We start from the raw sequence: 13,918 nt of genomic DNA on the forward strand, positions 1-13,918 counted from the left end.
GGTACAGTGCCGCCCATGCGGGCCGTCCTGGTGGTCAATCCAAAGGCCACCACCACCAGCGAACGCAGCCGGGACGTGCTTGTCCGGGCGCTGCGCAGTGAAGTCGACCTCAGCGTGCGCTACACCCGCCGACGCGGGCACGCCATGGCGTTGGCCCGGGAGGCCGCCGCGGAGGGGGTCGACCTGGTCGTCACCCTGGGTGGCGACGGCACGGTGAACGAGGTGGTGAACGGCCTGATGACGGCCGACCCGCCGATTGGTGCCGACGACGCCCCGATGGCCGAGCGGCTGCCGGCGCTGGCGACCGTTCCGGGCGGCTCCACCAATGTCTTCGCCCGCGCCGTGGGTCTGCCCCGGGAGTGGCCGGAGGCGACCAGCATGATCCTGGAAGGGCTGCGGCTGGGTCGGAGCCGGACGGTCGGGCTGGGCCTTGCCGACGACCGCTACTTCACCTTCTGCGCCGGGTTCGGCCTGGACGCCGCGGTGATCCACCGGGTGGAGCAGGCCCGGCGCAAGGGGCGGGTGTCCACGCCGTCGCTCTACCTGCGCTCGATCATGAACCAGTACTTCTTCGCCTCGGACCGCCGGCATCCCGCGATCACGTTGGAGCGCCCGGGCGAGCAGGCGGAGGCGGAGCTGGCCACCGTCATCATCCAGAACACGGCGCCGTGGACGTACCTGGGCGACCGGGAGGTCAACCCGAACCCGTCCGCGTCGTTCGACCTCGGGCTCGATGTGCTGGCACTGCGTCAGCTCCGGGTGGCTAGCACAACACGGACAGTGACACAGTTCCTGGGTCGGCAGCCTGATCCACGAGGTCGGCAGGTGTTACGACTCCATGACACGGCGGAGTTCACCCTGCTCTCCAGTCGTCCGCAGGCGTTCCAGCTGGACGGCGACTATCTCGGCGAACGGGAAAAAGTCAGATTCACCTCCGTTCCCGCCGCACTGAGAGTAATCTGCTAGGTCTCGGGTACTGCCGTAGGTCGACACGGTGACCGCAGCCACACCGGCCGATCGCCGCCACACCGAGGGGTAGGTGCCGGAAATGTCAGCAATGTCACGCGGACTGTACTATATTGATCCTCGACTGTGGCACGGCGGGTAACCAGGAAAGCACTGGAACCCGGACAAATGGGTTGTGGGCTTGCTCACCGCCCGGAGTTTTTCCGAGCGTCACCCTTGACATCACGAGCGTTCGTGAAAGTATTCACAAGCGAACTTGAGTTACCGGGACATTGCCTGGATATGCTCGTCAGGTTGAGCTGTTCCAGCAGGTCCCCGGCACTAACTGCCTGCTCACGCACTGCCGAATGGTCGGACGCTAACTGTCACCATCGGCACGCGGATGCATATAGGAAAAGCACGACCAAGCAATTGTTGCCACCCATCCAGAATGAGGAGTGTTGCCGCCATGGACTGGCGTCACCATAGTGTCTGCCGCGACGAGGACCCGGAGCTGTTCTTCCCGATCGGGACGTCCGGACCGGCTCTCCTGCAGGTCGAGCAGGCAAAGGCCGTCTGCAGGCGCTGCTCCGTGACCGACCAGTGCCTGCAGTGGGCACTCGAGTCTGGTCAGGACGCTGGCGTCTGGGGCGGAATGAGCGAGGAGGAGCGGCGCGCTGTCAAGCGGCGCGGCGGTCTCCGGGTGCTGCGCGCTCACTCCGCCTGATCCCCAACACACAGCTGTACGCCCCGGTGGGTTCACCCATCGGGGCGTTCCGCTGTCCGACACAGGATCACCGCGCCGGCACAGGTCACCCGATCGGCGTGACCATCGGCCGGCAGGGCCGGTCGTCGACTCGGCGCAGCACCAACTCGACCAGCTCCGGTGCGTCGGTCAACGGCGCGGCGACCGACACGGCGCCGGCCGCCCGGGCCGCCTCGGCTACCGCGTCGTGGAACAAGCCCGGCGCCAGGAAGTACGCACACACCGCGACCCGACGCGCGCCGGCCGCCCGCAGCCGGGACACCGCCACGCCGGCCGCCGGTGGAGCCGCCGAGGCGTACGCCACCCGGCAGGGCACCCCGAACTCCACAGCGAGCGCGTCCGCGACCTGGCCCACCGAGCGACGCGCCCGCGCGTCCCGGGTGCCCGCGGCGGCCAGCACCAACGCGTGGAAGCGGCCCGGGTCCGCCTCACCGAGCCTGCGGCGTAGCCCGCCCAGCAGCCCGGCATCGACAGTGCCGTCCGCCGGGCCGAGCACGTCGGTCACCCGTACCGTCAGGGGTGGCCCGGCCTGCGCCGCCGCAGCGACCGCCGCCGGAATGTCCACCCGATGGTGGTACGCGGCGGTCAGCAGCAGCGGCACCAGCACCGCCTGACGGTGACCGGCCAGGGCCAGGTCGCGCAGGACCGCTGTCGGCCCCGGCTCGGTGTGGTCCAGCCAGCTCGCCCGGACCGATGTGCCCGGTCGGGCCGCCGACACGGCTCGCGCGAGCGCCCGGGTGGCATCGGCCGCTCGTGGATCACGACTGCCGTGCGCGACCAGCACCACCGGAGTCACCCCGCCGGCCGCACCAGGGCCGGTCGGGGTCGTCGTTGGCGAGGTCAGACGTGCAGCCCGCACTCGGTCTTCTCGAACATGGCCCACCGGCCGGCCCGCGCGTCCTCGCCGGCCTTCGTGCGGCGGGTGCACGGCCAGCAGCCGATCGACCCGTACCCCTGCTTGAACAGCTCGTTGACCGGCACGTTGAAGCGGGCGATGTAGGCGTCCACGTCCCGCTGCGACCACGCCGCGATCGGGTTGACCTTGACCTTGCCGCGCCGCGCGTCGAAGGTCACCACCGGAGTGTTCGCCCGGGTCGGCGACTCGTCCCGGCGCAGGCCCGCGGCCCAGGCGTCGTACCCGGTCAGGGCCCGCTCCAGCGGCTCCACCTTGCGGAGCTGGCAGCAGTCGTCCGGCGACTTGTTGAACAGCCGGGGGCCGTACTGGCCGTCCTGCTGGCCGACGGTGAGCCGGGGTCGGATCGACCGGACGTTCACCGGCAGCGTACGGGCGACCTCGTCGCGCACCCTGAGGGTCTCGGGAAAGTGCAGGCCGGTGTCGAGGAAGACCACGTCCACGCCCGGGGCCACCCGGGACACCAGGTGGGCCAGCACGGCGTCGGCCATCGAGCTGGTGACGCAGAACCGGTCGCCGAAGGTCTGCGCGGCCCAGCGGGCGATCTCCAGCGCCGGGGCGCCTTCCAGGTCCCGGGCAGCCTGCTCGGCCAGGACGCGAAGCTCGTCCGGGTCGCGCCGGGCCGGATCGGTCGGCGTCGGACCACCCGGCCCGACCAGGCGCAGGTTCGCTGCGGAGACGAGGCTCATCGGGTCACCGCCCGGGAGAGCAGCCCGGTGAACTTCACTGAGAAGACCCGGGTGCAGGCGCGGCACTCCCAGGCGCCGTGCCCCGCCTCGTTCGGCCGCAGGTCCTCCTCGCCGCAGTACGGGCAGTACAGGGGTGCCGCTCGGTTCTCGCTGCTCACCGCAGTTCCTCCTCGTCGACTCTGATCACCCAGTTGGCGAACGTCTCGCCCTCGCTCCGACCGGCCAGGTAGCGACGGGCCAGCCGTTCCACGTACTCCGGAAGCTCGTCCGCGGTGGTCTTCAGGCCACGCAGCTTGCGGCCGAAACCGGCGGTCTGACCCTGGGCCATGCCCAGCCCGCCGCCCAGGTGCACCTGGAAACCCTCCACCTGCTGCCCGTCCGGGCCGACCACCAGTTGACCCTTGAGCCCGATGTCGGCCACCTGGGTCCGTGCGCAGGCGTTCGGGCAGCCGTTGATGTGGATCGAGATGTCCGCGTCGAAGTCGCGCAGCCGCTGCTCCAGCCGGGCCACCAGCTCCTCACCGCGGGCCTTCGTCTCGACGATGGCCAACTTGCAGTACTCGATGCCGGTGCACGCCATCGTGCCGCGCCGCCAGGCCGACGGCCGGGCCTCCAGACCGATCCCGCGCAGCGCGTCTACCAGCGACTCCGTCCGCTCCGACGGCACGTCGAGCACCAGCAGCTTCTGGTACGGGGTGAGCCGCACCCGGTCGCTGCCGTGCGCCTCCACCACGTCGGCCAGTTGGGCGAGCTGCGTGCCGGAGACCCGCCCGACCACCGGTGCGGCGCCCACGTAGTGCCGCCCGTCGGCCTGCTCGTGCACGCCCACGTGGTCGATCGGCTTCGACGGCAGGGTCGGCGCCGGACCGTCGAGCAACGTGCGACCGAGGTAGTCCTTCTCCAGGACCTCGCGGAACCGCTCCACGCCCCAGTCGGCCACCAGGAACTTCAGCCGGGCCCGGTTGCGCAGCCGGCGGTAGCCGTAGTCGCGGAAGATCCCCACCACACCGGCCCACACGTCCGGAATCTCGGCCATCGGCACCCAGACGCCGAGCCGCTGGGCGAGCATCGGGTTGGTGGAGAGACCACCGCCGACCCAGACGTCGAAGCCGGGGCCGTGCTCGGGGTGGTCGACACCGAGGAAGGCGATGTCGTTCGACTCGTACGGGGTGTCGACCAGCCAGGAGATCGACGTCTTGAACTTGCGGGGCAGGTTGGAGAACTGCTTGTCGCCGACGTACCGGGCGACGATCTCGTCGACCGCCGGGGTCGGGTCGAGCAGCTCGTCGCGGGCGACCCCGGCGACCGGGCTGCCCAGCACGATCCGCGGGCAGTCGCCGCACGCCTCGGTGGTCTGCAGGCCGACCGACTCCAGCCGGCGCCAGATCTCCGGCATGTCCTCGACGCGGATCCAGTGGTACTGGATGTTCTGCCGGTCGGTGATGTCGGCGGTGTCCCGCGCGAACTCCCGGGAGATGTCCGCGATCACCCGCAGCTGGGCCAGGCTGAGCTGGCCGCCGTCGATGCGGACCCGGAGCATGAAGAACTCGTCCTCCAGCTCGTGCGGCTCCAGCACGGCGGTGCGCCCGCCGTCGATGCCCGCCTTGCGCTGGGTGTAGAGGCCCCACCAGCGGAACCGGCCGCGCAGATCCTGCGGGTCGATGGAGGCGAAGCCGCGGTGCGCGTAGATGGTTTCGATCCGGGCCCGGACGTTGAGCGGGTCGTCGTCCTTCTTGATCCGCTCGTTGGGGTTGAGCGGCTCGCGGTGGCCGAGCGCCCATTGACCCTCACCCCGGGGCCGGCGCGGCGCCCGGGCCGGGCGGGTCGTCGGGTCCTCGGATCGGGCCGGCGTGCTGCTGACCGCCATCGCGGCGTCCTCCGTTGTCTGCTGTGCCTCGGGGCACGCGGGGCGCGGCGGCCGACCCGGCGAAGCGGGCGGGACAACGGTGTCTGAGACAGCCGGCGCGGAGCGCGCCCGAGACAGAATGGTCGGGCGTCGTCAGTAGGCCGGACAGATCGCGCTGCGCACGCGGCCGTAATCGACGTGGCGACGAGCCACGAAGCGGCGGACGACTGCGGCGGTCATGGGGCTCATGCTGCCACACCCCATGGGGGCCGGCCAATGTCCACGTGCTGGATCCCACATCACGGGCCGAGAGCTAGCCGACCAGCTGGTCACCGAGGACAGTTCGGGCATAACGCACCACCCGGCCCTCTCGTACGCCGGCGATCAGCCCGTTGTCCCGCAGCGTGGTGAGGTGGTGCGACGCCGTCGCCGGCGCGAGCCCCAACATCGCGGCCAGCTCGCCGGTGCTCAACGGTGAGTCGAGCAGGGATAGCGCCGCCGCCCGGGTGCCCCCGAGCAGGGCGCCGAGCGCCGCGCTGGGCGGCGGCGAATCCCACAGCCCGCCCAGCCCGGTGGGCGGATAGCAGAGGGCTGGCCCGCCGTCGCCCTCCATGATCGCGTGCACCGTCGGCCCGGAGAACGCGGTAGGCAGCAGCGTCCACGGGCGCCCGTCCAGGTCGGCCGGCAGGGTCGTGCCGACAGCAACCCGCAGCGCAGCGCCGTCCCACCGGATCAACGGGTGCACCTCGCGCAGCAGGGTGCGTCCGCCCTGCTCGGCGGCGAGCAGCGTCCGCCGCCGAATGTCGGCCAGCGCGAGCGCCCGCAGCCGGGGCCAGTCCGGTGCGATCAGCAGGGTGAAGTACCGGCGTAGCTGCGCGACCAGCTCGTCCGGGGCCAGCCAGGGTGCGCCGGCCCGCTCCAGTTGCCGGCGCACCCTGGACGGGTGGGTGCCGGCGACCGCCCGTAACTCGGCAGCGAGGTTCGGCGCCACCCCGATCGGGGTGAGGAAATCCGGCACGTAACCGTTGGACGACCTGAGCACCGCCAACAGCGGTGCCAGGCCGGCATCCGGCAGCAGCCGCTCCGCGCGCTCCCGCCACGGACGGTGCATCCAGTACTTCGCCGGCTTGCGTAACGCCCAGGAGCTGGCCACCAGCTCGGCCAGGGGCGAGTGCACGAACCGGACCCGGCTCAGGTCGTCGGGCGAGAACCGAACCTCGATCACTCACGAATTCGACCACGTTCGAACGGTTCGGCGACAGCGCCGGGCGGCCCGACGATTCTCGTCATGGAGTACAGGCAACTGGGCCGGTCGGGCCTGCGCGTGAGCGCGGTCGCGTACGGCAACTGGGTCACCCACGGCAACCAGCTCGACGACGACGCGGCGGCCGCGTGTGTGGCCGCCGCCCTGGATGCGGGCATCACCACGTTCGACACCGCCGACCGGTACGCGCAGGGGCGGGCCGAGGAGTCGTTGGGCAAGGCGCTGAGCGGCGTCCGGCGCAGCTCGATCGAGCTGTGCACGAAGGTGTGCCTGCCGGTCGGGCCGGGGGCCAACGACTCCGGGCTGTCCCGCAAGCACATCATCGAGGGCTGTCACGCCTCGCTGGGCCGGCTGGGCACCGACTACGTCGACCTCTATCAGGCGCACCGGTACGACGGCAGCGTGCCTCTGGAGGAGACGATGCTCGCCTTCGCCGACCTGGTCCGCCAGGGCAAGGTGCTCTACGTCGGCACCTCCGAGTGGACCGCCCCGCAGCTGCGCGCGGGCCTGCGGCTCGCCGCCGAGCTGCACATCCCGTTCATCGCCAACCAGCCGCAGTACTCAATGCTGTGGCGGGTGGTGGAGGCCGAGGTGTCGCCCGCCTGCGCCGATCTCGGTCTGGGGCAGCTCGCCTGGTCGCCGCTCGCGATGGGCGTGCTGACCGGTCGATACGAGCCGGGCCGACGTCCGCCCGCAGGTTCCCGGGCCGCCGACGGTTTTGGTGGCTCGTTCATCGCCCGCTACTCCTCGGATCTGCTGCTCTCCCGGGTACGCCGGCTCCGACCGATCGCCGAGGCCGCCGGCTGCACGATGGCCCAGTTGGCGGTGGCGTGGGTGCTGCGCCGGCCGACCGTGGCGGGCGCGATCGTCGGCGCGTCCCGGCCCGAGCAGCTCGCCGAGACGGCCAAGGCCGCCACGGTACGGCTCGACGACGAGCTGATGGCCCGGATCGACGCCGTGCTCGACGAACTGGTGGAGCGCGATCCGGCGAAGACCGCCCGGCCGAACGATGTGATGCCCGCCTGGCGCCCACCACCTGCGGCCGGCTGACGCCCACGCGGGGGGTGGCCGTGGCAGGCTCGGACCGTGGGGCAATTGTCCGAGAGGTCGGCCGGGACGGCGTGGGAGCACCTGCGCCGTCTGCCGGTCTGGCTCCCCCCGGCGCTGTTGACCCTGGCGGTGACCCTGACCGGGCTCGGCTCGGCCCAGCTGTGGCGCGACGAGCTGGCGACCTGGAGCGCGGCCAGCCGGTCGCCCGCCGACCTGGCCCGGTTGGCCGGCACCATCGACGCCGCCACCGGGCCGTACTACCTGCTGATGCACGGCTGGACCACTGTCTTCGGCGACTCCACCATCGCCCTGCGCGCGCCGGCCGTGCTGGCGATGACAGTGGCCGCCGGGCTGCTCGCCGTGCTCGGCGCACGGCTCGTCGACCGGCGTTCCGGTCTCTTCGCCGGGCTGCTGTTCGCGGTGCTCCCCGGCACCTCCCGCTACGGTCAGGAGGCCCGCCCGTACGCGCTGGCCACCATGCTAGCGGTGCTCGCCACAGTGCTGCTGGTGACGGCCCTGCGCCGGCCGAGCTGGGGCCGGTGGGCAGGCTACGCCGCCGCGGTGGTCGCTCTCGGGCTCATCCACCTGATCGCGCTCACGCTGCTCGCCGCGCACGCGCTGGTCGTCCTGCTCGCCTGGTGGCGCGGCCCCGCCGAGGCTGGCGTCGCCACCCGGGACCACCCCAGCGCTGAGCGGGACCGGCGGGTGTGGCGGTGGGTGGTCGCCGTGGTTCCGGTCGCGCTGCTGGCCGGTCCGTTGCTGCTCAAGGCCCGGACCCAGCAGTCCCGGCAGTTGAACTGGGTCAACCTGGCACGGTTGGACGACCTCACCGCGCTACCCGGCGGCGTTGCCCAGAGCAGCGTGGTGGGCGGCCTGCTGGTCGGCGTCGCCGCGCTGGGCGCGGCCCGGCTCGGGCGGCGCGCCCTGCTGCCGGTGAGCGCGGTGCTGCTGCCGGTGCTGCTGCTCTTCGCCGCAGGCACTGTCGTACCCCTGTGGGTGCCCCGGTACCTGGTCTTCGTGGTGCCCTTCGCGTGCCTGCTGGCGGGCGCGGCGCTGGCCGCGGTGGCCGCGCCGGCCGCGCTCGTCGTGGTGGTCCTGGCCGGGCTGCTCGGCCTGCCCGACCAGGCCGCGCTGCGACGGACCCACGAGTGGCCACGCAGCGCGCCGGTGGACTACGCGGGCGCGGCGCGGGTGATCGGCGACGGTCAACGGCCGGGCGACGCGGTGGTCTACTCGCCCCGGCACAGCTGGCTCTTCCTCGATCTCGGCATCGAGTACCACCTCGGCGAGCCGCCACGCGACGTGCTGGTCACCGAAAACGAGGTCCGCCGCGGCGATCTGTGGGCCGCCGAGTGCCCCCAGCCAGCCCAGTGCCTCGCCGGTACGACGCGGGTCTGGCTCGTCGTCTCCGGCCGGCACGCCGAGCCGCTGGCAGCCGTGCCGGGCGAAAAGGGCGACGCGCTGCGCACGGACTTCACCGTCACGCAGGTCTGGCAGCGCCCCGGCCTCACCGTCGCCCTGCTGACCAGCCGCCCCGACCGCTGAGCGGACCACCCCCGGGCAGGCCGGCGGCCGGGCCCGCCCACCTCGATGAGCGTGATGCCGGTGAGTCATCTTGATGACTCAGAGGCATCACGCTCACCCTGATATCCGCTCCCCCGCGCGGGACCGCCCGACGGGAGGCGCGGCAGCTCAGGCCTGCGAGCGGCCGTCGTGGGCGTTGCGGGCCAGCGGGACGACCAGGACGGCCTCGGTGCCGCCGTTGGCGCCGGCCCGCAGCTCGATGGTGCCGCGCAGCTCGCCGGTGACCAGGGCCCGGACGATCTGGAGGCCGAGCCGGCTGGCGCGCTCCGCGTCGAAGCCCGGCGGCAGCCCGCGCCCGTTGTCGGCCACCGAGACGTGCAGCATCTTGCGGAACCGGTGCGCCGAGACGACCACCTCGGGTCGCAGCGACGGGTCGATCTCGGGAGCGGCGACCGGCACCATGCCCGAGGCGGCTGGTACGGGAGGATCCTCCGCCTCGTCGGCCGGCGGAAAGCCGTGCTCGACGGCGTTGAGCAGCAACTCGTTGAGGACCATCACCAGCGAGGTGGCGATCTCCGCCGGCAGTACGCCGAAGCTGCCCCGCCGTCGCATGCCGACGCTCACCTCGGTCGCCGCGACCTCGGTCGCCGCGCTGGCCACCCGGTCGACGATGCCGTCGAACTCGACCGCCTCGTCGCTGGACATGGAGAGCGTCTCGTGCACCAGGGCGATGGACGCGACCCGCCGGACCGACTCCTCCAGCGCGACCCGGGCCTCCGGCATGGACACCCGGCGGGCCTGCAGCCGCAGCAGCGCGGCGACGGTCTGGAGGTTGTTCTTCACCCGGTGGTGGATCTCCCGGATGGTGGCGTCCTTGGTGATCAGGGCTCGGTCCCGGCGACGGACCTCGGTGATGTCCCGCACGAGCACCAGCGCGCCGATCGGCACGCCGGCGGGCATCAGCGGCAGTGCTCGGGTGAGCATCGTGGCACCGCGGGCGTCGATCTCCCGTCGGGGTGGCGCCTCACCGCGCAGCGCGGCCAGGATGCCGTTCGAGGCCTCGGTGCCGTCCAGCGGGTCACCGGCCAGCCGGCGGTGCAGCGCGGCCAGGTCTTCGCCCACCAGGTGGGAGGCGTAGCCCAGTCGGCGGTACGCGGACTGCGCGTTCGGGCTGGCGTAGGTGACCTTGCCGCCGGCGTCGAGCCGGACCAGGCCGTCGCCGACCCGGGGCGCGGAGGTGGTCTCGCCCGGATGCCGGGGCGGCGGGAAGGTGCCGTCCGCGATCATCTGCGCCAGGTCGTCGGCGGTGGTCAGGTAGTTGAGTTCCAACTGGCTGGGGGTGCGCGCGGTGGAGAGGTTGGTGTCGCGCCCCACCACGGCGATCACCTCACCGGCCTCCCCCTCGGCGGTCCGCAGCCGGACCGGGATCGCCTCGTGCCGGGCCGGCACGTCGCCGTACCAGACCGGGTCGCCCTCCCGCCAGATCCGGCCCTGGGAGTACGCGACGCCCAGGTGGGCCACCTCCGGCCCGCCGACGATGCGCCCCACCTGGTCGTCCTGGTAGGCGGTGGGGGCGGTGGTCGGCCGGACCTGGGCGACGCAGAGGAACGTGCCGTCGGCGTCGACCGGCACCCAGAGCAGCAGGTCAGCGAAGGACAGATCGGAGAGCAGCTGCCAGTCGCCGGCGATCCGGTGGAGGTGGTCGATGTCGGCCGGACGGAGGTGGGTGTGCTCCTCGGCGAGGTCGCGCAGCGTGGACACGGTGACCAGGGTGCCACGCCGCGCCTCACATCGTCGCGGTGACCTTCTTCAACCCGCGCGGCGCGTCCGGGTCCTCACCTCGGGTCAGCGCCAGGGCCAGCGCCAACCGCTGCAACGGCAGGATGTCCAGCAGTGGGGCGTACCGCTCGTCGACCTCGGGAACGGCCAGCCGGGTGGCGCCCGGCACCTCGGCGGAGCCGACCACCACGACGTCGGCGCGGCGTTCGCCGAGACGGGGCAGCACCTCGCCCATCGACCGTCCACCCGGACCGGAGCCGACGACCGCGAGCACCGGGACCTCCGGGTCGGTCATCGCGAGCGGGCCGTGCAGCAGGTCGGCGCCGGAGAAGGCGAGCGCCGGCAGGTACGACGTCTCCATCAGCTTCAGCGCGGCCTCCCGGGCGGTCGGGTAGGCGTACCCCCGCCCGGTGGTGACCAGTTGCCGGGCGAAGCGGTAGCGGGGCGCGAGCCGGGCCGGGGTGTCGTCGGCCAGGGTGCGGGCGGCCAGCTCGGGCAGCGCGTCGAGCGCCTCCCGCTCGGCCGTCGGGAGCACGCCGTCGCCGGCCCGGATCCCCTCCACGAGCATCAGCAGAGCGAGCAGTTCGGCGGTGTACGTCTTGGTGGCGGCGACCGCCCGCTCGTGCCCGGCGGCGATGTCGACGCTCAGCTCGGCGACCTCGACCAGCGGCGAGTCGGGGGCGTTGGTCACCGCGAGGGTCAGTGCCCCGGAGGCGCGGGCGGCGCGCAGCACCTCGGCGAGGTCGGGCGAACCGCCGCTCTGGCTGACCCCGACGACCAGCGCGTCGGACAGGTCGGGGCGGGCCCCGAACAGGGTGACCGCGCTGGGCGAGGCGAGCCCGGCGGGCAGGCCGAGACGGATCTCGGTGAGGTACGCCCCGTAGAGGGCCGCGTGGTCCGAGGTGCCCCTGGCGGTGAAGACGACGTGCCGCGGGCCGCGTTCGGCGATGATCGCCGCCACCCGGGCGATCTCGGCGGCGTTGGCGGTCGAGAGCAGGCGGGCGTAGCCAGCTGGCTGCTCATCGATGTCGGCGGCCATGCCGGCCCCTGCACGAGTCACGAAAACCCCTCCCCTGCGCGGTTGCCGCGCGATTCTTGCTCAGTCTTGCACTTTTAACCGTATCTCAGCAATCGAACGAGCAGGACTGCGCAGGTGATCACCAGTTGATCTCAATATCAACTACGCTGGGAGGCGCTGCATCCGCCTGGCCCAGCGACGAGAGGACGACGTGCCCGAGGGAACGGACGACCCCGCACTCTCCGCGACGGAGGAGCTGGCGCTCGCCCGGCTGGCACTCGACGAGGGCGACCTGCACCACGCCGCGGGGCACCTCGCCGGCGCGCTGGCGCGAGCACCCACCCTGCCGGAGGTGCACGAGACGCTGGCCCGACTCGCCGCGGCGAGCGGTGGCGGCCTCGACCTCTTCCCGATCAACCACCACACCTTCGTGGGGTCGGTCGTCGCCCGCGCCCACCTGCTCGCCACCGCCGGCCGCCCCGCCGAAGGGCTGGAGCTGCTGGCCGCGGCGACCGCGTACTCACCCGGCAGCCCGTGGGCCGGCGTCCCCTGGGTCACCGCGCCCGAGCTGGTCGAACGGCTGGACCCGGACCACCTCGCCCGCGTCCTCATGCAGGTCTGCGCGGCGCTGTCCGACCCGGTGCCCCGGGTCGGCCGGGGCGCCCTGACGCCGTACCTCACGCTGGCCCGCAACGCGGTCACCGTGCACCCCGAGCACGGTCTGCTGCTGGGCGCGGCGTCCGCGCTGGCCCGGCGTCTCGGCGAAGTCGCCCTCGCCGTCCGCTGGGCCACCCGAGGCGTACGCGCACAACCCTCGAAGATGGGCGAGGTCTGGCTCGGGTACGCGTACCGCAGCGCGGGCCGGACCCGCGAAGGCCTCGCGGCCCTCGGTCGGGCCGTCGAGCTGGACCCCGACGACCTGGCGATCTACGCGGACATCGCCGGCACCCTGGCCGACATCGGCCGCCTCGACGAGGCACTGGAGTGGACCGAGCGGGCGCTCGCGCGCGACCCGTCGTTCGACTGTGCCGTGCACACCGCACACCGCCTGCGGCACCTGCGCGACGGCGACCTGGCCCACCTGGTCGCGCTCGCGGACTTCGTCCGCGACCACCCCGACGACAGCCACGAGCACGGCGACCTGGCCCAGTGCTGCCGCGCGCGGCCCTGGCTCGGCCAACTGACTCCGGCCGGCGGTCCACTGGTCGACGCGATGCGCCAGGCGGTGGCCGACGACGACAACGGTCTCGGCGGCGCCGTACGCCTACCCGTCGCCGCTCCGCCGAGCGCCGTCCGGACGGCGACGTCCACCGCGCCCGGGCTGCGGATCGAGGTCGTCGGGGGCGCGCCGGAGCCGGACCCGCGCGAGCCCCGGCGGGCGTCCGCCCAACGGTTGTGGCGCTACGCGGACGACGTGCCCACGCCCGCGCTGCCAGCGCCCTCGGCGACAGCGGTCGAACGGATCGGGCAGGTCGCACACCCGGCCTGGCCGCACCCACCGGCGGCGTACGACGCCGCGGTGGGCCTGGCCGGCCTCGACGTGACCGACCTGCTCGGCCTGCTGGTGCACCCGCCGGCCGCACCGGCCAACGCGGTGGGTCGGCTGCTGGCCGCCCACGACCCGTCGGTCTGGGTCCGTGGTGTGCAGGTGTGGGCCTGCCTGGGGCTGCTGCACCACCGCACCGATGAGCCGTGGGAGGGCTCGACCCGCCGCCGCGTGCTGCTCGACCTGATCTGGGGTGTCGAGGACTGGGTCACCGAGGCGGCAATGTTCGCCCTGGTCACCGCGGCCTGGGTGGATCCCTCGGTGCGGTCGGACGTCGCGCGGGTGGTGGCGGAGCGGCTCGCCGACGCGGCCGCCGTGGCACGGACCCGACCGGTTCCGATCGCCGCCTCGCTGGCCCACCTGGCACTTGCCGCCCCGGATCTGGACCCTGCCACCGCGGCACTGGCCGGCGAACTGCTCGGCCCGCTCGGCCCCAAGGTCCCCCGTCCCCGCAACCCGCTACGCCGCCTCTGGCAACTACTGCGCGGCGCGCGCACCCGCTAGGCGCACGGTCGCGGGAAAAGGCGCGCGCCGCGCCGGCCCGGACGGGACGACGCGGCGCGCGGTGAGGATGACGG

General features: G+C 73.0%; 12 protein-coding genes. 5 read left to right on the forward strand and 7 right to left on the reverse strand.

The genetic code is table 11. The features are described from left to right. The first annotated feature begins 15 nt into the window (after positions 1–15). Complete coding sequence (locus tag AC3CF1_RS14335) at positions 16–966, forward strand: diacylglycerol/lipid kinase family protein (protein ID WP_488450646.1); 951 nt, start codon at positions 16–18, stop codon at positions 964–966. A gap of 448 nt (positions 967–1,414) precedes the next feature. Further along, on the forward strand, positions 1,415–1,672 hold the full coding sequence (locus AC3CF1_RS14340) for a WhiB family transcriptional regulator (protein WP_088950012.1): 258 nt from the start codon (positions 1,415–1,417) through the stop codon (positions 1,670–1,672). Between the two features lie 85 nt (positions 1,673–1,757). Here AC3CF1_RS14340 and AC3CF1_RS14345 read toward each other — a convergent pair whose 3' ends face one another. From AC3CF1_RS14345 to AC3CF1_RS14365, 5 genes are all read right to left on the reverse strand, one after another. Further along, positions 1,758–2,570 (reverse strand): sirohydrochlorin chelatase, encoded by an 813-nt coding sequence (locus AC3CF1_RS14345; protein ID WP_435794789.1) that lies wholly within the window; start codon positions 2,568–2,570, stop codon positions 1,758–1,760. After that, positions 2,552–3,313 (reverse strand): phosphoadenylyl-sulfate reductase, encoded by a 762-nt coding sequence (locus AC3CF1_RS14350; protein ID WP_088950013.1) that lies wholly within the window; start codon positions 3,311–3,313, stop codon positions 2,552–2,554. The genes AC3CF1_RS14345 and AC3CF1_RS14350 overlap by 19 nt, the downstream gene beginning before the upstream one ends. Then, entirely contained in the window at positions 3,310–3,471 is a 162-nt protein-coding gene (locus AC3CF1_RS14355) for a hypothetical protein (protein WP_179780832.1), read from the reverse strand. Before AC3CF1_RS14355 ends, AC3CF1_RS14350 begins: the two co-directional genes overlap by 4 nt. Further along, positions 3,468–5,180, reverse strand: coding sequence for a nitrite/sulfite reductase (locus tag AC3CF1_RS14360; protein WP_099848354.1), 1,713 nt, complete (start codon positions 5,178–5,180; stop codon positions 3,468–3,470). The genes AC3CF1_RS14355 and AC3CF1_RS14360 overlap by 4 nt, the downstream gene beginning before the upstream one ends. A 292-nt stretch (positions 5,181–5,472) precedes the next feature. Next, entirely contained in the window at positions 5,473–6,384 is a 912-nt protein-coding gene (locus AC3CF1_RS14365) for an ArsR/SmtB family transcription factor (protein ID WP_488450647.1), read from the reverse strand. A gap of 63 nt (positions 6,385–6,447) precedes the next feature. On the opposite strand from AC3CF1_RS14365, the gene AC3CF1_RS14370 reads away from it, so the two are divergent. Together AC3CF1_RS14370 and AC3CF1_RS14375 are read left to right on the forward strand one after the other, a co-directional pair. After that, entirely contained in the window at positions 6,448–7,473 is a 1,026-nt protein-coding gene (locus AC3CF1_RS14370) for an aldo/keto reductase family protein (protein WP_488450648.1), read from the forward strand. Positions 7,474–7,509: 36 nt separating this feature from the next. After that, the gene (locus AC3CF1_RS14375) at positions 7,510–9,018 is read left to right on the forward strand and encodes a glycosyltransferase family 39 protein (protein ID WP_488450649.1); all 1,509 of its coding nucleotides are present in this window, start codon (positions 7,510–7,512) and stop codon (positions 9,016–9,018) included. Positions 9,019–9,165: 147 nt separating this feature from the next. On the opposite strand, the gene AC3CF1_RS14380 is transcribed toward AC3CF1_RS14375, so the two are convergent. Then, positions 9,166–10,758 carry a histidine kinase N-terminal domain-containing protein gene (locus AC3CF1_RS14380; protein WP_354982408.1) on the reverse strand — a complete coding sequence of 531 codons (1,593 nt, stop codon included), beginning with the start codon at positions 10,756–10,758 and terminating at the stop codon, positions 9,166–9,168. A 25-nt stretch (positions 10,759–10,783) separates the two neighbouring features. Further along, positions 10,784–11,815: an SIS domain-containing protein gene (locus AC3CF1_RS14385; protein ID WP_355160868.1), complete on the reverse strand. Its 1,032-nt coding sequence runs from the start codon at positions 11,813–11,815 to the stop codon at positions 10,784–10,786. Positions 11,816–12,005: 190 nt separating this feature from the next. Between AC3CF1_RS14385 and AC3CF1_RS14390 the strand changes: the two genes are divergently transcribed. Continuing rightward, positions 12,006–13,844 (forward strand): tetratricopeptide repeat protein, encoded by a 1,839-nt coding sequence (locus AC3CF1_RS14390; protein WP_355160863.1) that lies wholly within the window; start codon positions 12,006–12,008, stop codon positions 13,842–13,844. The last annotated feature ends 74 nt before the right edge of the window (positions 13,845–13,918 follow it).

This window comes from Micromonospora sp. MGP-C2 (assembly GCF_057766525.1).

Excerpts from the sequence above, each read along its gene's own strand:
- AC3CF1_RS14370 (WP_488450648.1), top strand. The coding sequence starts at position 6,448 with ATGGAGTACAGGCAACTGGGCCGGTCGGGCCTGCGCGTGAGCGCGGTC.
- AC3CF1_RS14350 (WP_088950013.1), bottom strand. The coding sequence starts at position 3,313 with ATGAGCCTCGTCTCCGCAGCGAACCTGCGCCTGGTCGGGCCGGGTGGT.
- AC3CF1_RS14385 (WP_355160868.1), bottom strand. The coding sequence starts at position 11,815 with ATGGCCGCCGACATCGATGAGCAGCCAGCTGGCTACGCCCGCCTGCTC.
- AC3CF1_RS14360 (WP_099848354.1), bottom strand. The coding sequence starts at position 5,180 with ATGGCGGTCAGCAGCACGCCGGCCCGATCCGAGGACCCGACGACCCGC.
- AC3CF1_RS14340 (WP_088950012.1), top strand. The coding sequence starts at position 1,415 with ATGGACTGGCGTCACCATAGTGTCTGCCGCGACGAGGACCCGGAGCTG.
- AC3CF1_RS14335 (WP_488450646.1), top strand. The coding sequence starts at position 16 with ATGCGGGCCGTCCTGGTGGTCAATCCAAAGGCCACCACCACCAGCGAA.